The following is a 23,933-nucleotide window of genomic DNA, read 5'->3' as shown; positions in this document are numbered from 1 at the left end:
GGCTCCCGCATCACGGGAGGCCCACATGGACTTTGCAAACAAAACCGTCATCGTCATTGGCGGCACCAGCGGTATTAACCGGGGGATTGCCGAGGCCTTCTCGGCCTCGGGCGCGAGGTTGGCGGTTGCCAGCCGCTCACAAGAGAAAGTGGATGACACGGTCGCTGCGCTGAAAACGGCAGGCGCGGCAGAGGCCATCGGTGCGGCGTTTGACGTGCGCGATCCGGACGCCGTGTCGGCGGGGTTGAAACAGTTCCATGATGCGTTTGGCGATTTCGACGTGCTGGTGTCAGGAGCGGCGGGGAATTTCCCGGCGCTGATGTCCGAGATGTCGGTCAATGCGTTCAAGACCGTAGTCGACATCGATCTGATGGGCACCGTTCATGTTCTGAAAGGGGCCTACCCTTACCTCAAACGGCCCGGTGGCAGCATCATCAACATCTCGGCCCCGCAATCCTATCTGCCGTACGAAGGGCAGGCTCATGTCTGCGCGGCAAAGGCGGGCGTTGATCAGATCACCCGAACCCTGTCCATGGAATGGGGCGTCGAAGGCATCCGCGTGAACTCGGTCGTGCCTGGTTTCATCGAGGGCACCGAAGGGGCGAAACGCCTTGCGCCAACACCTGATGCTGGCGAAGCGCTGCGCAAGGACGTTCCATTGGGCCGTTGGGGACAACCGAAGGACGTGGCCAATGCCTGCCTGTTCCTCAGCTCTGATATGGCCAGCTATATCAGCGGCACAGTCATGGCCGTTGATGGAGCCTTGTATCAGCGCGGCTCGGGCAAGTTTGGCCAGATGATGGGTCAGATGCTGCGGGCGGCGAAAGAGGGCTAAAGCTTGAAGGCTGAATGTTCAGCCGTAGGGCTTTGTTTCGGCTACAGCTAGCTCAAGAGCTTCTGAAATAGATCCCTGCGGCGACCAGCAGCGAGGTCAGGACGCCGGCCACCACGTAAAGTGCAAAGGCGCTGAGCAGGGATTGGCCTAGAATCAAAGCTGCCGCAAAGGTCAGCAACCCTGCAACTGTGCCCAATCCCATAATCGCAACTACCATAGCGTCACTATCCATCCCAAGCTGTGACAAGAGATGAGGACCAAGGGAATCTCATCTCATATTCCGATTATCACAGAATTCTCGGCATTTCTGGCTAAAGTATGGCCAAGACGCGTTAACGGTAAGTTAAGGCGGAGAGTTGCCGATCCGGTAAGCGGCGCATCGCTCGTTATCAATAGGTATCCTGCCCTCAGCGTGGGGGGACGGCGTCAGCCGTCCACCCCTTCGGGTTTTCCGACGATGGTGAAGTGCAGGCCCTCCGGGTCCAGCAGTTCGGACGCCACGCGGTTTAACTCATCCAGCGTCACCGCATTCACCTTGTCGTTGCGGGTCGCGATATAGTCGATTGGCAGACCCTGCATTTGCATCCCGACCATGATCCCGGCAATCCGACCATTGCCATCAAACCGCAACGGATACGCACCCGTCAGATAGGTCTTGGCGTCGTCAAGTTCCTTCTGGGTCACGCCCTCGGACGCCGCTCGGGCCCATTCGTCGCGGATCACCTCGACGGCTTCGGCGATACGGTCGTTGGAGGACGACACCGAGCCCAGATAGACTGAGGCCAGATCCTTGGGCGCCAGATAGGAATAGACGCCGTAGGTCAGGCCGCGCTTTTCGCGCACCTCTTGCATCAGGCGGCTCTCGAAACCGCCGCCGCCAAGGATGTGGTTCAGGACAAAAGCCGCGAAGAAATCAGGATCATCACGGTCGATCCCTTTCTGCGAGAACAGCGCCACGGATTGCGGCGTGTCGAATTCGACCACGCTTACGCCACCCTCGATCTGAACCTCGGCTTTTTCCGGGATCGGTTTGCCAGTGTCGGGCAGGTCCAGCAGCAGGGTATCCAGCAGCACGCCCAGTTCCTCGGCTGTGATGTCGCCGACAGCGCCCACATAGAGGCGATCCTTGGCAAATACGCTGTCATAGGCGGTGACTACATCATCGCGCGTCAGGGCCGCCACGGTTTCAAGCGTGCCTTTACCCTCAGACCCGTAGGGGTGATCACCATAAGCCATAGCGGCAAAGCTGCGACCAGCTATATCGTTCGGATCGGTCAGGTCCGAGCGCAGGCCGGACAGGATCTGCGCCTTCACACGTTCCACCGCGTCTTCATCAAAGCGCGGCTCAAGCAAGGTTGTGCGCAGCAGATCAATCACCTCGTCCCGGTTTTCGGTCAGGAAACGGGCCGAGATCGAAACCGAATCGTCCCCGGCATTATAGGTGAATGAGGCGGCCAGCGACTCCAACTCGCGCGCATAGGTGCGGGCATCCATATCACCCGCACCCTCTTCAATCAGGCCGCTCATCAGGTAGACCGCACCGCGCTTGTCCGGGTCATCCAGCGAGGTGCCGCCGCGAAAGCGCAGCTCGAGCGCTGCAAAGGGGATCGAGTGGTCCTCGACCAGCCATGCAGTGATGCCGCCGGGTGAGGTGACCTCCTCAATCTCGATCTCGGCCCATGCGGGCAGCGCAATGACAAAGGCGATCAGGGTTGCGAAGATGCGTTTCATTGGGTCACCTCATCATCCTTCATCAGCCAGCCGGTAACCGAGCTTTCCAGTTGCAGAACCTCACGGGCGGCGGCGATTATCTCATCCCCGGTCACGGCCTGCAGGACGTCGGGCCAGGCCTGCACATCCTCAACCGTCAAGCCGCTGGTCAGGGCACGGCCATAGCGGTTGCCGATGCCGTCCACATTGTCTCGGGCGTAGGTCTGCGAGGCGCGCAGCTGCATCTTGATCCGGTCAAGATCTTCTTCGTTCACGCCCTCGGCGATGAACTCCGCCACGACCCGATCCATGGCATCCTCGGCCTCTTGCAGCGAGACGCCTTCGGCCGGCACAACTAGCAGGTCAAAGGTGGTGTCATCCAGTGAGACCCCCCGGTAAAACGCGCCTGCATAGGTAACGACCTGTTCTTCGAATTGCAGTTTCTCGTTCAGATATGAGGTCGTGCCACCCCCGAGCAGTTCAGCCAATAGAAACAGGGCGGCCGCTTTCTCCTGCGCACCCGGATCGCGTTCCGGGGCGAGGTAGCTGCGCTGCACATAGGGCTGCGACACACGTGGGTCTTTGTAGGTCAGGCGACGTTCCGCCGTTTGCGGAGGCTCCTGCGAGCGGATGCGTTCCGGCAGGTCCGGGTTAGCCGGGATCACGCCGTAATACTGATCCGCAAGGCTGCGCACCTCGTCCGGGTCGACATCTCCGGTCACGACAAGGATGGCGTTATTGGGGGCGTAGTGCGTCTGGTAGAAGGAGAGCGCGTCCTCCATGTCCAGCGTCTCCATCTCATGCCGCCATCCGATGATTGGGACGCCGTAGCGGTGGTTGAGGTACTGCGCCGCGTTCATCTGCTCGCCAAACAGCGCGCGCGGGTTGTTGTCAGTGCGCTGGTTCCGCTCTTCCAGAATCACGTCGCGTTCGGTGGCAATATCGTCTTCGGACAGGCGAATATTCCGCATCCGGTCCGATTCCATCTGCATCATCAGCTCCAGCCGGTCGGCCGCGACGCGCTGGAAATAGGCCGTGTAGTCATAAGAGGTAAAAGCGTTGTCATTGCCCCCATTGGCCGCAACCGTGGCCGAAAACTCGCCAGGTGCCAAAGTATCGGTGCCCTTGAACAGCAGATGTTCGAGGAAATGCGCCACGCCGGACGACCCGATCGGCTCATCTGCCGATCCGGCGCGATACCAGACCATGTGCTGCACAACTGGCGCGCGGTGATCCTCGACCACGACGACATCCATGCCGTTGTCCAAAGTGAAGGTTGTGACCGCCTCTTTCCCGTCCTCGGCCAGTACCGGGGTGGCTGCAATCAGGGCGGCAGATAGTGCCAAAGCCCGAACCATGGGGCATCCTCCGTTTCGTTTCTAGACTTCAAACTACGGTGGAGCCCGGCGGGATCAAGGGAGATGACAGAAAGTTAAAGAATTATTCATTCGGAGGTGAAGACGGAGTTTCTACCCCAATGCGACGGGCTGCATCGGTCTCGACAAAGGGATCGATCGACTGACGTTCGTAAACCTGCTGGTAGCGATCGACCGGGAACAGGCGCAGACCGGTCCAACGGCCACGGCGCTTGCGGAAGGCTTCGTCGTCAGCCTCGACCACGGCGCGCGCGTTTGCCGGAACGCCATAACGGCTTGAGGCAGTTACAAGCGCAGCATCCGACGATGGAATCGCCGCATTCGGGTTCAGAGCCGACGCGTTACCCCCAAGTGCCACCACGGCGTCTGCGTTCGGGTTCGGATCCGTCAGGTTGCCACCGCCCGGTGTGGGCGCCGGTAGAAACGCATAGTCCTTCGGCTGGGTCAGGGGTTTAACCGGCAGCACGGAGAATTCATCTGGCCCTTCCCCCGGAGGGTCAAGATCGCGCAGGCCTGGGTTGTTGCAACCTGCAACGGCTGCACCAAGGATCATGGCAAGTAGGGCGCGCGACAACCGCATCAGAGTCTCCAACCTGTTTCAGGTGCTTTTAACGCATCTCTTCGGGCGCGTCACGAGGCCTTTTTACTGTCGAACAACACAAGTCCGATGGCACCGGCAAAGATGAACACATCGGCCAGATTGAACACGAAGGGATTGTTGATGCCACAACAGGACATGTTCAGGAAATCCAGAACATAGCCATACAGCACCCGGTCAACCACATTGCCAAGCGCCCCGCCGATCAGCAACCCGCCACTCAGCAGCATTACCTTGGTCGGGGCAGACCGCCACAGCCAGATCGCAACCGCGATGCAGACGGCAACCGAGATACCAATCAGAACCCACCGCGCAGCGTCCGAGTTCCCTTGAAACAGGCCAAAATTGATCCCGCGATTCTCGCCGTATTTGAAAACAAGCAGCGGCGGCAGAACGTCGATATTGCCCTCAGCCACGCGCATCACGTGAACGACCAGATATTTGCTGATCTGGTCGATCAGAAATGCCGTGATTGCGGCCCAGAGCAGAAGACGGCTGCGCATCAGTGGCGGAAGTGGCGCATGCCGGTGAAGACCATGGCCAAACCGGCCTCATCCGCCGCCGCGATCACTTCGTCGTCGCGCATTGAACCGCCGGGCTGAATCACGCAGGTCGCACCTGCCTCAGCCGCTTCCATCAGACCGTCTGGGAAGGGGAAGAACGCATCCGAGGCCACGGCTGAGCCGATGGTCAGCGGCTGCGGCAGTCCAAGCACATCAGCCATGCGCTCGGCTTTCTTGGCCGCAATCAGCGCCGAGTCGACGCGGCTCATCTGGCCTGCGCCAACCCCGACGGTCGCGCCATCCTTGACGTAGACGATAGCGTTGGATTTGACGTGTTTGGCGACTTTCCACGCAAACAGAAGGTCTCGCATCTGCTCGTCGGTCGGAGCTTTCTTGGTGACCACTCTCAGGTCATCCATGCCGACAAACCCGTTATCCTTGTCTTGGACCAGAAGGCCACCGGCCACCTGACGCACGGTTTTCCCACCGGCGGTCACGTCCGGCAGACCCTCAGTCGTCAAAAGGCGCAGGTTCTTCTTGGCGGCAAAGATCTCCTTGGCCTCATCCGAGGCACCGGGGGCAATGACGACCTCGGTGAAGATACCGGTGATCTCCTGCGCCGTTTCCGCGTCCAGTGGCTGGTTCAACGCAACAATCCCGCCAAAGGCCGAGGTCCGGTCGCAATCGAAGGCCGATTTATACGCGTCCAGCAAGGTCGCTCCGGTCGCGACACCGCAGGGGTTGGCGTGTTTGATAATCGCGCAGGCGGCAGTGTCGGCAGGGTTGAACTCGGCAACCAGCTCAAAGGCTGCGTCGGTGTCGTTGATGTTGTTGTAGCTCAGTTCCTTGCCCTGATGCTGGAAGGCGGTCGCCACGCCGGGGCGGTTGGTGCCATCGGTATAAAACGCCGCCTGCTGGTGGCTGTTCTCGCCATAGCGCAGGGTCTGTTTCAGCTCACCGGCAAAGGCACGGCGCTTGGGGGCCTCTAGCTGCAGGGCATCAGCCATCCAGTTCGAAACAGCTGTGTCATAGGCCGCTGTGCGGGCATAGGCCTTTTGCGCCAGCCATTGGCGGAACCCATAGGACGTCTTGCCATAGTTCTCTTCCAACTGGTCAAGCAGCGATGAATAGTCTTCAACATCCACAACCACGTTCACAAAAGCGTGGTTCTTGGACGCCGCGCGGATCATCGCCGGACCGCCGATATCAATATTCTCGATGCAGGTGTCGTAGTCGGCCCCTTTGGCCACGGTCGCCTCGAACGGATAGAGGTTCACGACCAGCAGGTCGATTGCACCAATGCCGTGTTCTTCCATGGCCGCGACGTGGCTGTCATTGTCGCGCAGCGCGAGAAGGCCGCCATGCACCATCGGGTGCAAGGTCTTGACCCGACCATCCATCATCTCGGGGAAGCCTGTGATCTCGCTGACGTCCCGAACCTCAAGCCCCGCATCGCGCAGTGCCTTGGCGGTTCCACCAGTGGACAGCAACTCGATTCCACGCTCGGCCAGCGCCTTTCCCAGTTCGATCAGCCCGGTCTTGTCGGAAACGGAAAGCAACGCGCGGCGCACGGGGTGAAAGTCGGTCATGGGTCCAAAGGTCCTTTTGGCGTCAGTCGAATTCGGGTTCGTCCCGGTGCAAGTCGCGCACGGCATAGGCTGTATCCTGCGCCTTGCTCAACGTCCACTGGATGCGCGTCGCATACTCCATTGCGCGGCCAGATAGAACGATCTGTTTTGTCGCGCGCGGCTTTAAACGCCCTTTTTCAAGGTAAACGCTTGGCTCGACGGACAATTTTCCCACGCCATCATGGCGGAAAACCCAGATCTCACCACTTTTGAGGGCCATCGACACTGCGGAGCCGCCCAAATCCACGGCCGCATCCACATCCGGGTGCAGATGAAACCGGATATCAAACCCGACACCTGAAAGGCGCGAGGCATCCATCGCCTTGTCAAACTGCCGCTTGGATTTGTCGCTTGTGGTCAGCAAGATATCCTCGCCCGTCAGCTCGCGCCCGTCAAAGCGCAGCTCGAACGTGCGGGCGTGGGTCAGGCCGAAAACCTTCGTATAGCCATCATTGCCGACCATGAAGCGGATGCCCTCGAACGCGTCCTCGAAATCCACGGGGACGTCTTGCGGCGCATCCACCAGCGCCTGCCGCTCGCTGCCCGTCACAGGCTTAGCGAGACGCGCGCTGGAATATCCATCCAGACAGAGCGTGGAATGAGACGGCGTAGCCCGTCCCGCCCGACGCCAATCCAGCCCAAAACTGGCCCCTGAGCCGCAATTCACGATCAGCGGACGCCGACCCGAGGTCAGCTCGAACGCCGTGGTCGAGGCATGCGCGTTCAACGAGGCCGCGCCAACGGGCGGAGGGCTGGCATCAACGATCACGGTCGTGCGGGCGGCAGAGAGCCGGGCAAAACCCATGGGCAATTCCGTCGCCGCCTTGTGCTTGACCCCGCTTTGGGCCAGCGCCTGTTCCAACCGGCCTTCGACCCCGCGACCGCCACCATGGAACCGGGCCAGAGCGCCATCCGCATGGCGCAAACTGCGCAATGTAGGCGCGATCCGCTTGATCGCTGCGGCCTGCGCCACCGGCGTACCGCGTCCAAGATCGCTGAGGGCGGCGGAAGTCCAGCCGAGCAGCGTAAACACCTCAAGCAGCTCTTCGGGGTTGCGCGTCGGGATGCCGCCCTGTTTGTCGACCTGCCGTTCGCATTCGCGCGCCAACGCACGCAGGGCGGGATCGGCCATCCCCTCCAACCCCTGCAAGGCCAGCCCGGCCTGAACCAGACCGGCCAGTGCCTCAAATCTCGGCAATCCCGGCGTTGCGGCATGGGCGCGTTTCGACAGAAACCATGTTTGTTGCGCGAGAGACCGGAAAAACAGTTTGGTCTGCGCCTCATCTGCGCCGCGCAGCAAGAAGGACGCGTGGTTTATCCAGCGCATGACGCGCCGTCCGGTCAGATCGGGCACCCACCCGGGCCCCTGCCCGCGCCCATGCGCCTCGATCCAGCCCCAGACCCATCGCTGTGCCTTGTCCCGCGCCCGCATATCGCCGACTGCCGCCAGATCATCCAGCCAGGCAAAGCCGTGCCTATCATCGTCAAAACCCAGACTGGGGGCCGTGACCTCCCACAGGCCAGTATCCTGTGCCTCGACGAGATATCCGGAAAACAGAAGATTGCCCGCCACCAGCTGACGACCACGGGCAAAAGACCCAACGGTGCGCGGTTCGGGCTGCGTGACAAACCCCGTGACCGCCTTTTGCCGCTGGCTCAGGCGCGCATAAAGACGGTTCTGGAACCGCATCCACCGGCTGGTCATGGTGTCCGTATCTGACATGACGCTCGTTACTCTGCCTCTTGCGCTCTGCTGGCGCTTGAGACCCAACGATAGACCGCGCCGATCGTCAAGTCATCGAAAAGCATGCGCTCAGGCGGATTTGTTCAGGCAGGCGATGTAGAATCCATCCATCCCGCCGCGATCCGGCCAAAAATCAGGGCGCAGACGCAGGCCGCCTTCTTCGGTGATCCAGCCCGGCTCGACGCCATCGAGGGTCAGCGCGTCTCGATCCACGGACATATCCGGGTACATGTCCAGCGCCTCCTCAACCTGCACCTCGCCCTCGTCAGGCAGCAGAGAGCAGGTGCAATAGACCAACCGCCCGCCCGGCTTGAGCAGGCTCCAAGCATGGGCCAGCATCTGGGTCTGCAACTCGATCAAACCGCCGAACTCCGAGCCGTCCTTGGCAAAGGGTAGATCCGGGTGGCGGCGGATCGTACCGGTTGCCGAACAGGGCGCATCCAGCAGGATCGCATCATACTGACCCTGATAGTCCAGGGCGTCGCCGGCGATAACAGTCGCCTTCAACCCGGTGCGCGTGAGGTTTTCGCGCACCCGCTCCAACCGCTGCTTCGAGATATCCAGTGCCGTCACCTCGGCCCCAGCAGCGGCCATTTGCAACGTCTTGCCCCCCGGTGCTGCGCAAAGGTCGAGGACTTTCTCACCGGCCTTTGGGGCCAGCACGCGCACCGGCATCGCCGCCGCCGCATCCTGCACCCACCAATCGCCCGAGTTATAGCCCGGCAAGGCCGAAACCTGCCCCGCATCCTGCACCCGCATTGACCCGGTAGGCAGAGCCTGACCCGGCGCACCCGCCCCCGGCTTGACCGTCAGATCCAGTGGGGCGGCTACGAAATGCGCTTGCTCCATACCAGCAACGGCCTCTGCCCCCCACGCCATGACCAGCGGATCACGAAGCCAGTCCGGCAGACGCGGCACGCGCATCTTGGGCCAAGCGTCTGGCCCTTCGGCGGCCACCTTGCGCAGCACCGCATTCACCAATCCCTTGAGACGCCCATGCTTGCGTGAGCGGGCAACAATCTCGACCATGGAATTCACCACACCATGCGCGGCCTCGCCGTGGCACAGCTCAACCGCGCCCAGACGCAACGCGTTGTGGACAGTCAGCGCCGGGGTGCGATTGAGGTGATTGTCGAGCAGCCGGTCCGCGCGCTCGAGACCGCGAAGGGTTTCCAGCGTCAGGCGCTGCGCCCGCGCCCGGTTTTCCGGGGCTAACCGATCCAGCGCGCCTGCGGCCAGACATTCGGACAAAAGCCGCCCTTCGCCCAAAATCTGATCCAGCAGATAGATCGCGCTGCGTCGCGCCGCTGTTGCATTTTCGGACATGGAACCGCCTTTTGATGTGCTTGTGGTCCGCATTGCCTTTGGCGGACGGTGGCGTATATCAAGACCGTGACCGGAAAGGAACCCGATGTCATGAGTGACGATACCAAAGATCTGCCGCCCGCAGCCCAGCGCGCACTGGCCGAGGCCGCCGAGCGCCGCCGCAAGGCCGAAGCCGAGGCAAAAGACATGCCGAAAGAGCTGGGCGGACGTGACGGACCAGACCCGGCGCGCTACGGCGATTGGGAGAAAAAGGGCATCGCCATCGACTTCTGATGGTTTACCCCCGCAGCGCTTGCAGGAAATCATCCAACAACGCGCGTTGCTTTTTCGATTTGGCCCGATCCTCAGGCCATGTCAGCCAATAGCCATCCTTGGTCTTCAGCTCTGGCAGGTCCAGCCTGCGCAAACGCCCCGACTGCAAGCTTTCAGCAGCGAGGGGCACTGATCCCAGAACAACCCCCAACCCCTGCCGCGCTGCCTTCATCGCGTGCCCGACGGAATCAAAACTGATCCGGCCCTGCGGCAGGTCCTTGATCCCCGCGCCCTGCGCCCAGTCCTGCCAGCCGGGCCGCTCGCCCCGCAGATCAATCACGGGCGCGCCCCAAGTCACTTCCGGCGCGGCCATCGGGGCCAGCACCTCGGGCGCGATCAGCTTGGCCTTGCGCCCCGGCCAGACACCGCGACCGTAGCGGATTTGCAGCCATGTCCGCTCTTCCTCCAGCGACGTTCTGCGTGTCACCGAATCCGTCATCACCCGCACCTTGGGCCGCATGTTCAGAAAGGCAGGCAAGGCTGGCAGAACCAGTGCGTGGATGTGTGAGGAAAGCCCCGCGACCCGCAGCTCGCGCGGGGATTTGCCGAACAGGTCTTCGGTGTTGCGCTCCAGCGCCTGCAGGCTGTCTTGCACCAGCGGCAGATAGCTTTCGCCTTCGATGGTCAGCGACACGCCCCGCGCCTCACGCACAAAAAGTGTGCGCCCGAGCCAGGCCTCAAGGTTGCCAATCCGCTGGCTCACCGCGGCCTGAGTCAAACCGAACTCACGCGCAGCGGCCGAGAAACCGCCCAGTCGACCAGCCGCCTCGAACACCCGCAGCCAGTCAAGAGGCGGCAAACCGATCTTTTCCTTAGCCATTAGAAAAACCAACCCTCAGACGAAATAAGCATTAATTGTGATAATGGCACGGGGGGCGTATCCCCTTCAAGCAAAGCCCGCGCTGAACAGGAGAGACCCCATGCTGCGCACCGCCACCTATGACCCTTCGGTTGTGACTATTGAATTCACCGACGGAACCTCAGCCCGATTTCATGCCATTTGGTTGCGCGACAACGCGCTTGACCCGGACACCCGCGCGCCGGGCAACGGGCAGCGCCTGATCACCATTGGCGACATCCCCGAAAACACCTCAGTCAGCGCGGCCGAGGTGATCGACGGCGATCTGAGCGTCACCTTCCAGCCAGAGGGTAAAACCGTCACCTTCCCCGCCGAATGGCTGGCCGATCATGTTTACGATCGCGATCAAAGCGCCCCGTTCGGGCGCATCGCCCCCGGCATCACCACATGGGAAAGCGGCATCGCAGCCCCCAGCGGCGACTGGAACGCGGTTCACGCTAACCCCAGCGCCAAACGCAACTGGCTGGCGGCTGTGGCCGAATTCGGCTTTGCCAAACTGACCGGTGGCCCGACCGAGCCCGAGTCGCTGCTGAAGGTGGCCGACCTGTTCGGCTATGTGCGTGAGACCAACTACGGTCCCTATTTCGAGGTCCGGACCGAGGTGAACCCGACCAACCTCGCCTATACCGGGCTGGGATTGCAGGCCCACACCGACAATCCCTACCGCGATCCGGTGCCGACGCTGCAAATCCTCTACTGTCTTGAAAACAGCGCCGAGGGCGGCGACTCGATCGTGGTTGACGGGTTCCGCGCGGCCGAGAAGCTGCGCGACCAGAATCCCGAGGGCTTTGCCCTGCTGGCCGGCTTCCCGGCGCGGTTCGAATACAAAGGCTCAGACGGAGTTTGCCTGCGGTCACGCCGTCCGATGATAGAACTATCACCCGATGGCGAAATCATCGGCATCCGGTTCAACAATCGCTCCTCCGCACCCTTTGTGGATGTGCCCTTCGACAAGATGGAGGCCTACTACGCCGCCTACCGCCAGCTGGGGGGCATCATCGACGACCCTGCGATGGGCGTTTCGTTCAAGCTTGAACCGGGCGAGAGCTTCATCGTCGACAACACGCGCGTGCTGCACGCGCGACTTGGCTACTCGGGTGCAGGTTCGCGGTGGCTGCAGGGCTGCTACTCAGACAAGGACGGGTTGCTGTCCACTCTGGCCGCTATGGACATGGCACAGCCGGAGGCGGCGGAATGAAACCCGATTTCACGACCCTGAACCGCGACAATATCGTGGCTTTCATCGGCGATATCTTCGACCGCCGTGGTGGCGAGGAATATCTGGGCGAGCCCGTGACCATGGCCGAGCACATGCTGCAAGGGGCCACCATCGCCGAACAGAACGGCATGCCCGAAGAGATCATCGTGGGTGCGCTCCTGCATGACATCGGCCACTTCACCTCGGAATTCGGGACATATCACCCGGATGACACCGAGGATCGCCATCATGAAGACGCAGGTGCGGAAGTGCTCGAGCAGTTCTTCCCGTCCGTTATCACCGATTGCTGCCGCTACCACGTGGCGGCCAAACGGTATCTTTGCGCCACGAAGCCCGAGTATTTAAACCGGTTGTCCGCCGCCTCGGTCCACACGCTGGAACTGCAAGGTGGCCCGATGAGTTCCGAGGAAGTGACCGCGTTCGAGGCCAACCCAAACCTGAAAGAGATCATTCAGGTGCGATATCTCGATGAGGCCGGAAAGCGCGCGGGTATGGAAACCCCTGACTTTGCACATTTCGCCCCGATGGTGCAGCGTATGGTCGACAAGCATATGGTTACGCCATGAACGCCCCGGAATATATCTTTGAAGCCAGCACCAAACCCTCGCTGCCGTGGCACGAGGTTCCCCTGATCCGCGCCACGGACGCTTCGGTCAAAGGCTATGGCTGTCTGGTCGATGACCCCGAAGGGTTCGAGATCGAGATCACCCGCTGGCCGCAGCAAGGCTGGCGGCCCATCGACGAAGGCACCGGAGATGAAGGCGGCTGGGTCGAAGGCACGTTCCATGGGCAGTGGAAAGGCGATGTCCTCTATGGCCGAAACGAAGCAGTGGGGGGACATTATGTACTGGGCTGGTCAACTGATCCTCAGCAGGCACAGGTCGAGCGGCAGAGCGCACCGCGCGATCAAGTCCTTTTGTGGCACATGAACTATCACCCGGATGGCGGGCAAATGTTCTGGCCGCTGGACAACAAGCCCTTCATCGTTCCCGCCGCCCTGCCGGGCGATAACCTGACCCCAGACAAAGTGGTGGCGTTCTGGTGCGATGGGTCTCGCGGCCTCTATATCCATCCCGGCATCTGGCATGAGGGGATTTTCCCAGTTGAAGACAACCAGCGCTTTCTCGACCGGCAAGGCGCGGTTCACGCCCGCGTCAGCGCAGATATCGGCAAAGAATTCGGCGTCTATCTCGCTTGCCCGTTGCGCGCGGACAAGGTTAAGGATCTTTGACGATCACTCGAAGACAAGCTCGGTAATCGCCGTGTCCTGATAGTGCGTGCCGGGGTAGACATCGGTGATCTCGAACACGACCCAGGATACGGCACCATAGTTGGCCAAAGCGCTGGTCTCTTGCCAGTCTGATGTGTCGTCGATGGTGAAAGATGTCGTGGAACCATTCGAAAAGCTCAACTTCAGTTCGCGCACACGACTGTTGCGGATGAAGGTCCGTTCCGATTTGGCATAGCCGTTCCGAATTGCCCAGCGGCTGATCAGCGTGGGTGAATCAAAAGCCAGAACGAATGCTTCACCGTATCCATGGCCAGATACACCTTCCACCCAAGCGGTGCGGTTGTCTTGGTCCGTCACATTTCGAGGGCCGTAGTTGTTGCTGCCTTGCGCCTTCAAAACTGAACTGAAACACAAATCCGCCCACTGCCCGGCAACCGAAATACCGGTGCAGCTGTTCATAAGCCAACCCGGTGGTGGTGGCACTTCGGGTTCAGGCGGCTCAGCCGTTGGTGTCGCCGTGGATGGCGCCTGCCCATTGCGTCGCAGCCATCCGCGCTCAACCGCTGCAAGGCGCTGATGGCGGGGCGGATGGGTCGCTGACCCTTGTGCGGGCAAGGTCTCCCACAGGGACTGAGCCTGCGTCAGGTTGGCCCCAAGTGCAGCGAGAACGAATCCGGCATATTCATCTGCCTCCAATTCGGTGGGCGGGCGCGACCCTCCTTCGATGATCGTATGTCCCTGAAGATGATGACCGACCTCATGGGCGATCACACCATAAAGCTGCCAATAGGCGTTCGGGTCCGCTTCGTATTGCGACAGCCAGTCCGGGTTGAATGCCAAGTACCGTTGTTCTTTGAAGATTACAGCCGCTGCGTTATCGACCTCGGTGGTTTCAAGCACCTCGAAATTCGGCAACAGGCCGGACACGGCCAGGATGCTGTCCACCACACCCCAAACTTGCTGCACCGAAAACGCGCTGGATTCGCTGAAGCGGGGCTTTTGCAACGTGATTTCCTTGCAGCCCTCGACCGTGCAAACCACCTGTTGGTCTTCGGCCAAAACGCTACCAGCGGCCAGCGAAAGCAGAAACGCCCCTGCAACTGACTTGACCAAAGCACTCTTCCCCCTTGCCTTACGAGGCAAGCATGGATCGAGTCCCGGCGTCAGGTAAAGCCCATGTTCAAAAAATCTCATTGGTTGTGTTGGGTTAGAGCCCCAGCACATCCACCATGTCATACTGACCCGGTGCCTTGCCCTGCCCCCACAGCGCCGCCTTCAGCGCGCCGCGGGCAAAGATGGCGCGATCGGTGGCCAGATGGCGCAAAACGATCCGTTCGCCTAGCGCGGCGAACAGGACGTCATGTTCACCCACGATGTCTCCGCCGCGAATGGCATGGAAGCCGATGTCTCCACGTTTACGGGCGCCGGTGATACCATCGCGCCCCCGGTCGGCCACATCCGACAGCTTTACGCCACGCCCCTCGGCAGCGGCTTCACCCAGCATCAGCGCAGTGCCCGAGGGCGCATCGACCTTATGGTGGTGATGGCCTTCGATTACCTCGATGTCGAAATCCTCATCCAGCGCAGCGGCGACTTTTTTGGTCAGTTGCACCAGCAGATTGACGCCAAGGCTCATATTCCCCGCTCGCACGATCACCGCATGGCGCGAGGCAGGCTCGAGCGCAGCGATCTGTTCCTCGGTCATGCCGGTGGTGCCGATCACATGCACACACCGCGCCTGCGCAGCCAAAGCAGCAAACTCCAGCGTCGCCTCGGGCGCGGTGAAGTCAATCACGGCCTGCGCCTGTGCGAACGCCTCCAGCGGATCGTCCGTCACAGTCACGCCCAGCGCGGGGCCGCCCATGGCGGTGCCCACGTCCTGACCGATCCAGTCATGGCCCGCGCGTTCGACCACACCGACAAGACGGGCCTGATCGCTGTCAGTCACGGTCTTGATCAGCATCTGCCCCATACGGCCCGAAGCCCCTGTGATGACGATCCCCGGAATATGGGTCATTGCTTTCTTCCCCTAGATATAGTCGGCTCAAAGCCTCCTACCCGGTTCGCGCCCGCTTGGCAAAGCCCTGCTTTGCGCTTAGATCGGGGTTTATGGCAAAGAACAAATTCCACGATGGCCCCGGCCCGTCCCAACGGCAACTGCGTGTCGGCGAACTGATCCGCCGCACCCTGTCCGAAGTTCTGGCGCGCGGAGATGTCCACGACCCCGACCTGAACCGTATGTCGATCACCGTGGGTGAGGTCCGCACCTCGCCCGATCTGAAGATCGCCACCGCCTATGTGCTGCCGCTGGGCGGCAAAGGCCAAGAAGATGTGATCGACCTGCTCGCCCGCAACAAAGGCGAACTACGGCGCATGATCGGCAAAAAGCTGAACCTGAAATTCTCGCCCGATCTGCGGTTCCGTCTGGATGACACGTTTGACCGTCTGGACGACACCCGCCGTATGTTCGAACAGGACGCGGTGCGCCGCGATCTGGACGAGTGATCCGGGCATTCGTAACAATAGGCGCGGTTCTCTGGGCCGCGCAGGCCCATGCGGTCACCTGTGAGAAGCTGACCCATGAGGACAGACGGTATACGGTCTGCGAGGTCGATGCCTCGGAAGACATACGCCTGTTTCTGAACGATGACGAAGGCGATTTGCTTGGGCATTTCTCATCAGTGAACGACACGCTTGCGCTCGAAGGCAAACGGCTGGCCTTTGCGATGAATGCGGGCATGTATCACGACGACCGCTCGCCCGTCGGCCACTATGTTGAAAACGGGCAAGAGAAGATGCGAGTGATCCCGAATGCCGGGCCGGGCAATTTCGGATTGTTGCCCAACGGGGTGTTCTGCATTCGCGAGGGCCGCGCTGACGTATTCGAAACTCTCACTTTCGTGGATCAGGCCCCGCAGTGCCGATTTGCCACCCAATCCGGCCCGATGCTGGTGATCGACGGCGAACTGCACCCCCGGTTCCTGCCTGATTCGACCTCGCGCTACATTCGCAATGGTGTGGGGACCAGTGCCGATGGTACGCGCACGGTCTTTGCGATCTCTGATGATTACGTGACCTTTCATGAGTTCGGCAGGCTGTTCCGCGACGTGCTGGAAACGCCGAATGCGCTGTTCCTCGATGGAAATATTTCGCGCATGTATGAGCGCGCTAGCAAACGGTCGGATATCGGGTTCTCACTGGGGCCAATCGTAGGCGTCGTCGAAGACGCGCCCTGAGTTTGACAGCGGCAAAACGATCCGCTAACCCGCGCGCCTTAGCAAAAGGCAAGGTGCAAGATGGGACGCAAACGCAAGGGCCGCGACATTTCCGGTTGGCTGGTGGTGGACAAGCCTGCGGGCATGACCTCTACGTCGGTGGTCAACAAGGTGCGTTGGGCGATGGATGCCAAGAAAGCGGGTCATGCGGGTACTCTGGACCCTGAGGCAACCGGCGTTCTGGCCGTGGCTTTGGGTGAGGCGACCAAAACCGTTCCCTATATCACCGATGCGCTGAAAGCCTACACTTTCACTGTGCGTCTGGGTCAAGCCACCAACACGGACGATGCCGAGGGCGAAGTGATTGCGCAAAGCGATGCGCGCCCTTCGGATGACGATATCAAACAGGCACTCGCTCCGTTTCTGGGGGATATCATGCAGGTCCCACCCAAGTTCTCGGCCGTGAAGATCGACGGGCAACGCGCCTATAAGCTGGCCCGCGATGGCGAAGAGGTCGAGCTGTCCGCCCGCCCCCTCTGGGTCGAGGAGCTGATCCTCGTTGACCGCCCAGATGAAGACCATGTGGTGCTGGAGATGACCTGCGGCAAAGGCGGCTATGTCCGCTCAATCGCGCGTGATCTGGGGGAGGCTTTGGGCTGCCACGGCCACGTCAAGGAACTCCGCCGCATTTGGTCCGGTCCGTTCGAGGCCCAAGATGGCCTGTCCATCGAACAGATCGACGAGATGGCCAAGACCGAGGCGCTGGACGACTACCTGCATCCGCTGGAAACCGGCCTGTCGGACCTGCCCGAGCTGGAATGCACCCCCGAAGGTGCCACCCGCCTGCGCAACGGCAATCCGGGCATGGTACTGGCCTCGGACGTGGAATACGGCGATGAGGCATGGGCCTCGCTCGACGGTAAGGCCGTGGCGGTGGGCATCTACAAATCCGGCGAGCTGCACCCAAGCCGGGTGTTCGTCACCTGAACTCCGTGCTAGGCGAAGGGCATGATTACCCGAACGCATATCAAGGGCGATGCGCCCTCGACCGCCGTCTACTCGGATTGCGAGAAGTACCGCTATAGCCTGACCCGTGTTTGGGATCCGGCGGGGCGCAAGGCGCTGTTTGTGATGCTGAACCCGTCAACCGCGACCGAGGTGCAGAACGACCCGACGGTCGAGCGCTGCGAACGCCGCGCGCGGGCGCTAGGGTTCGGGGCGTTTCAGGTCACTAACATCTTTGCCTGGCGCGATACCGATCCGCGCAAGATGCGCGCCGCCGCTGATCCGGTCGGCCCGGCAAACGACACGGCCATTCTGGAGGGCGCCCAATGGGCCGATCAGGTCATCGCCGCCTGGGGCACCCACGGGACGCATCTGGACCGCGGCCCAGCGGTTGAGGCGCTGCTGCGCGGCACCGGGCAGCCTCTGTTTCATCTGGGCCTGTCCAAAGCCGGGCACCCCAAACATCCGCTTTACATCGCCTATACTCAACAGCCTGAACCTTGGTGACAAAGGGTTAACCACTCGGCCAGCTATGCTTTGACCGATGAACCGTTCGGATGGGACAGTGCCGTGAAGGCGTCTCATTTCTTTCGGAGGGTTCGATATGTTTCTGGCCGGGTTGATCGGATTGGCCGCCGTCGGCGGCGCGGCATACGCCATTGGCGATGTGTTCATCGAAGAAGAAGATGAGCAAGACGAAGGCGCGGAGGACGAAAACCAGACCGAGATCAGCGAAGGTGAGTTCCTTGATGTGGGCGAGAGCGTCGAGCCGGCGCAGGACACCGGCGGTACGGTGATCTCGGAACATGAAGGCGATCTGGTGATCGCCGGTAGCGAAAACGCCGATGTCATAACCGGGCAAAACGGCACGGACCAGATCAACGGCTATGGCGGTGATGACCACATCATGGGCGGCGATGGCGACGACGTGATGCACGGAGCCGAAGGTGAGGACACCCTGTCCGGCGGTCAGGGCGATGACCTACTGCATGGCGAGGCAGACGATGACGCCTTGTTCGGGGATGAGGGCGATGACAGGCTCTACGGTCATTTCGGCGACGATCATTTGCAGGGCGGAGAAGGCAGTGACGTACTGTATGGCGGTCAGGGCGACGATGATCTGAACGGCGGCGAAGGCAATGATGCCGTGCACGGCGGCTATGGCGATGACACTCTGACCGGCGGCGCGGGCGAGGATGTGTTGTTCGGCGGCGAGGGCGACGACCTGTTGCTGGGCGATGAGGATGACGGCGAGACCGATTATCTGAACGGCGGCGCCGGAGAGGACACGATACTGGCCAAAGACGGCGATATCGCGACCGGAGGCGCAGGCGCGGATGACATCATCGCCGACACGGAGAATTCCGAAGTCACCGTGATGGGCTTTCAACCCGGTGAGGACCGCCTGCTGATCACCTGGGAAGATCAGGACCCACCCGAGATCGAAATCGAGCAGGACCCCGAGAATGAGAACCTGACCCGCGTCAGCCTCAACGGCCACGAGGTCGCGCATCTGTTCGGGGCCGACGGGTTGACGGTGGACGATATCCAGTTACTGACCGAGGCCGAATTGGCGGAATACCTGCCTGCTGGCTGAGCCGTCAGAATCCCTTTGCCATTCACGCCAAAAGCGCCTATACGCGCCCATCCGCATCGGAATCGGTGCGGTTTTCTCCATGGGCCTGTGCTGGACGACATCCCGGCCTGCGCCATTAACTCTAACCTTTGAAGGAGACCCCGATGTCGATTACTGCCGCTGAAAAAGCCCGCGTCATGAAAGAATTCGGCACCAAAGCGGGCGACACCGGTTCGCCTGAAGTCCAGGTTGCCATCCTGACCTCGCGCATCACCACCCTGACCGAGCACTTCAAGACCCACAAGAAAGACAACCACGGTCGTCGCGGTCTGCTGAAAATGGTCGCCCAGCGCCGTAAGCTGCTGGACTACCTGAAGGGTAAGGAAGAAGCACGCTATCAGGACCTGATCAAAAAGCTGGGCATCCGCCGCTAAGATCAGAGCTGATCAAGCTGATATCAAAACGCCCGCCGAAACAGCGGGCGTTTTTTTTGGCGTTGCCATGTAGCCAGGGCTAGAAGGCCCTGCATACAAGATAGGCTGCTACATCTTGGCTTTTTCCGATTTCAATGCCAGCCACAGGCAATAGCACATCATCAGAACCACCAGTGTGAACGGGATGCCTGTCGACACTGCCGCGCCTTGCAAAGCCGCAAGACCGCCGCCCAAGAGCAGGGCGATTGCCACCAGACCCTCGAGCGTGCACCAGAACACCCGTTGGATCACCGGTGCATCCATCTTGCCTCCGGCGGTAATGGTATCAATCACCAACGAACCTGAATCCGATGAGGTCACAAAGAACACAACAATCAAAATCAAGGCGATCGGCGCGATGATGCCATAGAGCGGCAGTTCCTTTAGGAAACCGAACAGGGCGCCTTCAGGGGCATAGCTGTCGATCACGGTTGCGCGCACGCCTTCGGCTCCGCCTGCGTTCAGCATGTCGATCGCCGCGCCGCCGAAGGTCGACATCCATAGGGCGCAGACTGCCGTGGGGGCCAATAGCGCACAGAGGATGAACTCACGCACAGTGCGGCCCTTGGAAATGCGAGCGATGAACATGCCCACAAAGGGCGACCACGCGATCCACCAGGCCCAGTAGAAGGTCGTCCAGCCATGGAAGTAACTGGTGTCTTCTCGCCCGAATGGATTGGATAGTGCCGGCAGATGGGTCACGTAATCCACCATCACGTTGAAATACCGCGAAATGGCTGTACCCACTCCGGTGACAATGATGACGAAAAGGAACAGACCAACAGCCATAATCATGTTGATCTCACTCAGCCGTTTCACGCCCGCATCCATACCCAGTAGGACTGAGCCCAGCGCGATCAGCGTGATGCCGATGATCAGCAGGACGGTGACGGTTGGACTGGGTTCGATGCCGAAGACCTCGTTCAACCCGGCGGCAACTTGCTGCGCCCCAAGACCCAGCGAGGTAGTCAGACCGAACAGCGTGGCAAACACCGCCAGCGTGTCGATCAGGTGACCCCACCAACCCCAGACACGCTCACCCAGAAGCGGATAGAAAGCCGAGCGCAAAGTCAGAGGCAGGTCAAGGTTGTAGGCAAAGATCGCAAGGCTTAGACCAACGGCGGCATATACCGCCCAGCCTTCAAGACCCCAATGGTGGATCGTGCCAACGATACCAATATACTCATTGCCGGGCACTGCGATGTCGATACCCAGGGGCCGGGCGTTCCCACCTTCGGCAAAGTTGTAGTAAACCGGCTCCATCACGCCGAAAAACAGCAGACCGATACCAATACCGGCGGCGAACATCATCGCGATCCATCCGGCATAGGAATAGTCAGGCTTAGCGTCCTTGCCGCCGATCCTGACTTTGCCGACAGGTAGAACGATCAGAACCAGACAGAACAGGGTGATGGCGTTAACTGACAGGACCAGGAACCAGTCAAACGTGCTGGTGAGCCATGGTCTGAGCCAGCCAAAAAAGGTGGCAGCAGCCTCTTGGTTGGCCAATGCGATCAAAACGAACGCAAAGATCAAAATACTCGAGATCAGGAAGACCGGGTTGTGGATATCCAAACCGAATGGCCGGACATTGTCCTGACCTAGTTCATACTCGGTTTCGAAATCGTAGATCCGCGGATCCGGATCCAGCATTTTCTTGGTTTGAGCCATACTTTGCCCCTTTGCTCGCAAGCTGCAAACGCCAAGGTAGTCGGCCGGCTGACGGTTATGAGTATGTTACCCCCTTGGCGTATTCCCGTCTCTTCGACCGTGGGTTCAGTGTTAACAGTCTACACTGCATACAGTTTTTTCAAAACTCATTCATTTTTTTGAATCTTACGCCCCTTGGGAACTGACGTCTCACAGCCTCAAAAATGGCGCTGCGCAGGGTGCTCAAATACCAGTCTGCACGTTTCTGCCAATCGCAGCGGTTCCCCTTTCCTTTCAAAGCATTCTCATGTATGCGCGCGGGTATCTGAGACGTTGTGCCCTGACCCCGGCACTCGAATGGAAGATAAAGTGGGGTCGGCGGCAATGGGGCCGCCATGCAAACCGGAGACCCGCAGGGGCGGGAGTGCTCCGTTCTAGGATACGCATATGTTTGATGTAACTAAGAAATCTATGCAGTGGGGCGAAGAGACGCTTACACTGGAAACCGGCAAGGTTGCCCGTCAGGCGGACGGCACCGTGATCGCTACGCTGGGCGAAACCAGCGTCATGGCCAACGTGACCTTTGCCAAGAGCCAAAAGCCCGGTCAGGATTTTTTCCCGCTGACCGTCCACTATCAAGAGAAATACTATGCCGCCGGCAAAGTTCCGGGTGGCTTCTTCAAGCGCGAGGCGCGCCCGACCGAGAAAGAGACGCTGACCGCGCGTCTGATCGACCGTCCGATCCGCCCGCTGTTCGTTGATGGCTTCAAAAACGAAGTTCTGGTGATGTGCACCGTGCTGAGCCATGATCTGGTCAACGACCCCGACATCGTTGCAATGATCGCTGCTTCGGCTGCTCTGACCATTTCCGGCGCGCCTTTCATGGGCCCGATCGCCGGTGCCCGCGTTGGTTTCGTGGATGGCGAATACGTCCTGAACCCGACCGTGGACGACATGCAGGACCTGCGCCTGAACCCCGAACAGCGTCTGGATCTGGTTGTTGCCGGTACCAAGAACGCCGTGATGATGGTTGAATCGGAAGCCTACGAACTGTCCGAAGCTGAGATGCTGGGCGCCGTTAACTTCGCGCACGAGCAAATCCAGCCGGTTCTGGACCTGATCATCGATCTGGCCGAAGAAACCGCAAAAGAGCCGTTTGAGTTCGTCGCCCCCGATTACTCGGAGCTGTACGCCGCTGTTTCGGCCGCCGGTGAAGAGCAGATGCGCGCCGCCTTCGCAATCACCGACAAGCAAGAGCGCACCGCCGCTGTTGCCGCAGCCCGTGAAGCGATCAAGGAAGCGCTGACCGAGGAACAGCTGGAAGACGCGAACCTGGGTTCCGCGATGAAAAAGCTGGAAGCTGGTATCCTTCGCGGTGACGTTGTCAAGGGCGGCAAGCGTATCGACGGTCGCTCGACCACCGATGTCCGTGCTATCGAAGCCGAAACCTCGCTGCTGCCGCGTACGCACGGTTCTGCGCTGTTCACCCGTGGTGAAACGCAGGCTCTGGCCGTGACCACGCTGGGCACCGGTGACGATGAGCAGTTCATCGACGCGCTGCATGGCAACTTCAAATCGAACTTCCTGCTGCACTACAACTTCCCTCCGTATTCGGTGGGTGAAGTGGGCCGCGTTGGTTCGCCTGGTCGTCGTGAGATCGGCCACGGCAAGCTGGCATGGCGTGCACTTCAGGCGGTTCTGCCTGCGCCGACCGACTTCCCCTACACCGTTCGCGTGGTGTCGGAGATCACGGAATCGAACGGTTCCTCCTCGATGGCTTCCGTCTGCGGCGGTTCGCTGTCCATGATGGACGCGGGTGTCCCGCTGAAAGCGCCGGTTGCCGGTGTTGCCATGGGTCTGATCCTGGAAGATGACGGCGAATACGCAGTTCTGACCGACATTCTGGGTGACGAAGACCACCTGGGCGACATGGACTTCAAAGTGGCAGGGACCGAGAACGGCATCACCTCGCTGCAGATGGACATCAAGGTCGCAGGCATCACGCCGCAGATCATGGAGACCGCTCTGGCACAGGCCAAAGACGGTCGGATGCACATCCTGAGCGAGATGGGCAAAGCTCTGTCCGAGACCAACGAATTCTCGGTCCACGCCCCGCGCATCGAAACCATGAACATCCCGACCGACAAGATCCGTGAAGTGATCGGTTCGGGCGGTAAGGTCATCCGCGAAATCGTTGAGGTTTCGGGTGCCAAGGTTGACATCAACGACGACGGCGTCATCAAGATCGCCTCGCCGGACGGTGAATCGATCCAGAAGGCCTATGACATGATCTATTCGATCGTGGCCGAGCCGGAAGAAGGTCAGATCTACACCGGTAAAGTGGTCAAGATCGTCGATTTCGGTGCCTTCGTGAACTTCTTTGGCAAGCGCGACGGTCTGGTCCACGTGTCCCAGATCGAAAACCGCCGCCTGAACCATCCTTCGGACGTTCTGAAGGAAGGTCAGGAAGTAAAGGTCAAACTGCTGGGCTTTGACGATCGCGGCAAGGTCCGCCTGTCGATGAAAGTGGTCGATCAGGAAACCGGCGAAGAGATCGTTCCCGAGAAGAAAGAAAAGAAAGAAGACGCAGAGTAATCTGTTCCTCTTTCAAATGATGAAGGCCCCGGTGAAACCACCGGGGCCTTTTTTGTGCTACAGTGCCGCCCAGCAGGA

General features: G+C 60.4%; 24 protein-coding genes. 12 read left to right on the top strand and 12 right to left on the bottom strand.

Annotation, left to right across the window (positions count from 1 at the left end):
- Positions 1-25: 25 nt before the first annotated feature.
- Complete coding sequence (locus ACR0B5_RS17335) at positions 26-835, top strand: SDR family oxidoreductase (RefSeq protein ID WP_480542143.1); 810 nt, start codon at positions 26-28, stop codon at positions 833-835.
- A 52-nt stretch (positions 836-887) separates the two neighbouring features.
- Here the strand turns inward: ACR0B5_RS17335 and ACR0B5_RS17330 are convergent, their stop codons facing one another.
- The 8 genes from ACR0B5_RS17330 to ACR0B5_RS17295 form a co-directional block, all read right to left on the bottom strand.
- Entirely contained in the window at positions 888-1,052 is a 165-nt protein-coding gene (locus tag ACR0B5_RS17330) for a hypothetical protein (protein WP_170379318.1), read from the bottom strand.
- 209 nt (positions 1,053-1,261) lie between these two features.
- Positions 1,262-2,566 carry a M16 family metallopeptidase gene (locus tag ACR0B5_RS17325; protein WP_480542141.1) on the bottom strand — a complete coding sequence of 435 codons (1,305 nt, stop codon included), beginning with the start codon at positions 2,564-2,566 and terminating at the stop codon, positions 1,262-1,264.
- A complete protein-coding gene (locus ACR0B5_RS17320) occupies positions 2,563-3,903 on the bottom strand; it encodes a M16 family metallopeptidase (RefSeq protein ID WP_170473153.1) in 1,341 nt (446 codons plus the stop codon). The genes ACR0B5_RS17325 and ACR0B5_RS17320 overlap by 4 nt, the downstream gene beginning before the upstream one ends.
- Positions 3,904-3,985: 82 nt before the next feature.
- Positions 3,986-4,501, bottom strand: a complete 516-nt coding sequence (locus ACR0B5_RS17315) for a DUF3035 domain-containing protein (RefSeq protein WP_170555488.1) — start codon at positions 4,499-4,501, stop codon at positions 3,986-3,988.
- Between the two features lie 50 nt (positions 4,502-4,551).
- Positions 4,552-5,022: a signal peptidase II gene (gene lspA, locus ACR0B5_RS17310; RefSeq protein WP_170473146.1), complete on the bottom strand. Its 471-nt coding sequence runs from the start codon at positions 5,020-5,022 to the stop codon at positions 4,552-4,554.
- Positions 5,022-6,611 carry a bifunctional phosphoribosylaminoimidazolecarboxamide formyltransferase/IMP cyclohydrolase gene (purH, locus tag ACR0B5_RS17305; protein ID WP_170767851.1) on the bottom strand — a complete coding sequence of 530 codons (1,590 nt, stop codon included), beginning with the start codon at positions 6,609-6,611 and terminating at the stop codon, positions 5,022-5,024. Before purH ends, lspA begins: the two co-directional genes overlap by 1 nt.
- Before the next feature lie 22 nt (positions 6,612-6,633).
- A complete protein-coding gene (locus tag ACR0B5_RS17300; RefSeq protein ID WP_480542139.1) occupies positions 6,634-8,373 on the bottom strand; it encodes a heparinase II/III family protein in 1,740 nt (579 codons plus the stop codon).
- A 90-nt stretch (positions 8,374-8,463) separates the two neighbouring features.
- Positions 8,464-9,720, bottom strand: a complete 1,257-nt coding sequence (locus ACR0B5_RS17295) for an RsmB/NOP family class I SAM-dependent RNA methyltransferase (RefSeq protein WP_480542137.1) — start codon at positions 9,718-9,720, stop codon at positions 8,464-8,466.
- Between the two features lie 90 nt (positions 9,721-9,810).
- Between ACR0B5_RS17295 and ACR0B5_RS17290 the strand changes: the two genes are divergently transcribed.
- Positions 9,811-9,993 (top strand): DUF1674 domain-containing protein, encoded by a 183-nt coding sequence (locus ACR0B5_RS17290; protein WP_170643653.1) that lies wholly within the window; start codon positions 9,811-9,813, stop codon positions 9,991-9,993.
- A 4-nt stretch (positions 9,994-9,997) separates the two neighbouring features.
- Here the strand turns inward: ACR0B5_RS17290 and ACR0B5_RS17285 are convergent, their stop codons facing one another.
- Positions 9,998-10,852: a LysR family transcriptional regulator gene (locus ACR0B5_RS17285; protein ID WP_170721908.1), complete on the bottom strand. Its 855-nt coding sequence runs from the start codon at positions 10,850-10,852 to the stop codon at positions 9,998-10,000.
- 100 nt (positions 10,853-10,952) lie between these two features.
- On the opposite strand from ACR0B5_RS17285, the gene tmpA reads away from it, so the two are divergent.
- From tmpA to ACR0B5_RS17270, 3 genes are read left to right on the top strand one after another with little or no spacing between them, the layout of a single operon-like run.
- A complete protein-coding gene (gene tmpA, locus ACR0B5_RS17280) occupies positions 10,953-12,089 on the top strand; it encodes a 2-trimethylaminoethylphosphonate dioxygenase (RefSeq protein WP_480542135.1) in 1,137 nt (378 codons plus the stop codon).
- A complete protein-coding gene (tmpB, locus tag ACR0B5_RS17275) occupies positions 12,086-12,676 on the top strand; it encodes a (R)-1-hydroxy-2-trimethylaminoethylphosphonate oxygenase (protein WP_480542133.1) in 591 nt (196 codons plus the stop codon). Before tmpA ends, tmpB begins: the two co-directional genes overlap by 4 nt.
- Positions 12,673-13,341 carry an ureidoglycolate lyase gene (locus ACR0B5_RS17270; protein WP_480542131.1) on the top strand — a complete coding sequence of 223 codons (669 nt, stop codon included), beginning with the start codon at positions 12,673-12,675 and terminating at the stop codon, positions 13,339-13,341. Before tmpB ends, ACR0B5_RS17270 begins: the two co-directional genes overlap by 4 nt.
- 3 nt (positions 13,342-13,344) lie before the next feature.
- Here the strand turns inward: ACR0B5_RS17270 and ACR0B5_RS17265 are convergent, their stop codons facing one another.
- Both ACR0B5_RS17265 and dapB read right to left on the bottom strand, forming a co-directional pair.
- On the bottom strand, positions 13,345-14,454 hold the full coding sequence (locus ACR0B5_RS17265) for an NADase-type glycan-binding domain-containing protein (RefSeq protein WP_480542129.1): 1,110 nt from the start codon (positions 14,452-14,454) through the stop codon (positions 13,345-13,347).
- 94 nt (positions 14,455-14,548) lie between these two features.
- Entirely contained in the window at positions 14,549-15,358 is an 810-nt protein-coding gene (gene dapB, locus ACR0B5_RS17260) for a 4-hydroxy-tetrahydrodipicolinate reductase (protein ID WP_480542127.1), read from the bottom strand.
- A gap of 92 nt (positions 15,359-15,450) precedes the next feature.
- Between dapB and rbfA the strand changes: the two genes are divergently transcribed.
- The 6 genes from rbfA (at position 15,451) to rpsO (ending at position 19,571) form a co-directional block, all read left to right on the top strand.
- A complete protein-coding gene (gene rbfA, locus ACR0B5_RS17255) occupies positions 15,451-15,846 on the top strand; it encodes a 30S ribosome-binding factor RbfA (RefSeq protein WP_170379347.1) in 396 nt (131 codons plus the stop codon).
- On the top strand, positions 15,843-16,577 hold the full coding sequence (locus tag ACR0B5_RS17250) for a phosphodiester glycosidase family protein (RefSeq protein WP_480542125.1): 735 nt from the start codon (positions 15,843-15,845) through the stop codon (positions 16,575-16,577). Before rbfA ends, ACR0B5_RS17250 begins: the two co-directional genes overlap by 4 nt.
- A 60-nt stretch (positions 16,578-16,637) precedes the next feature.
- A complete protein-coding gene (truB, locus tag ACR0B5_RS17245; RefSeq protein WP_480542123.1) occupies positions 16,638-17,543 on the top strand; it encodes a tRNA pseudouridine(55) synthase TruB in 906 nt (301 codons plus the stop codon).
- A 21-nt stretch (positions 17,544-17,564) separates the two neighbouring features.
- Complete coding sequence (locus tag ACR0B5_RS17240) at positions 17,565-18,068, top strand: DUF1643 domain-containing protein (RefSeq protein ID WP_480542121.1); 504 nt, start codon at positions 17,565-17,567, stop codon at positions 18,066-18,068.
- A gap of 97 nt (positions 18,069-18,165) precedes the next feature.
- Positions 18,166-19,158: a calcium-binding protein gene (locus ACR0B5_RS17235; protein ID WP_480542119.1), complete on the top strand. Its 993-nt coding sequence runs from the start codon at positions 18,166-18,168 to the stop codon at positions 19,156-19,158.
- 143 nt (positions 19,159-19,301) lie between these two features.
- Positions 19,302-19,571 (top strand): 30S ribosomal protein S15, encoded by a 270-nt coding sequence (gene rpsO, locus ACR0B5_RS17230; RefSeq protein WP_480542117.1) that lies wholly within the window; start codon positions 19,302-19,304, stop codon positions 19,569-19,571.
- 108 nt (positions 19,572-19,679) lie between these two features.
- On the opposite strand, the gene ACR0B5_RS17225 is transcribed toward rpsO, so the two are convergent.
- A complete protein-coding gene (locus tag ACR0B5_RS17225) occupies positions 19,680-21,281 on the bottom strand; it encodes a BCCT family transporter (protein WP_480542115.1) in 1,602 nt (533 codons plus the stop codon).
- A gap of 426 nt (positions 21,282-21,707) precedes the next feature.
- Between ACR0B5_RS17225 and pnp the strand changes: the two genes are divergently transcribed.
- On the top strand, positions 21,708-23,855 hold the full coding sequence (pnp, locus tag ACR0B5_RS17220; protein WP_480542113.1) for a polyribonucleotide nucleotidyltransferase: 2,148 nt from the start codon (positions 21,708-21,710) through the stop codon (positions 23,853-23,855).
- Positions 23,856-23,933 lie beyond the last annotated feature (78 nt).

The organism is Ruegeria sp. AG1, from assembly GCF_056541705.1.
The sequence above is the reverse complement of the archived record's forward strand: the minus strand, read 5'-3'. Positions and strand labels throughout refer to the sequence as shown.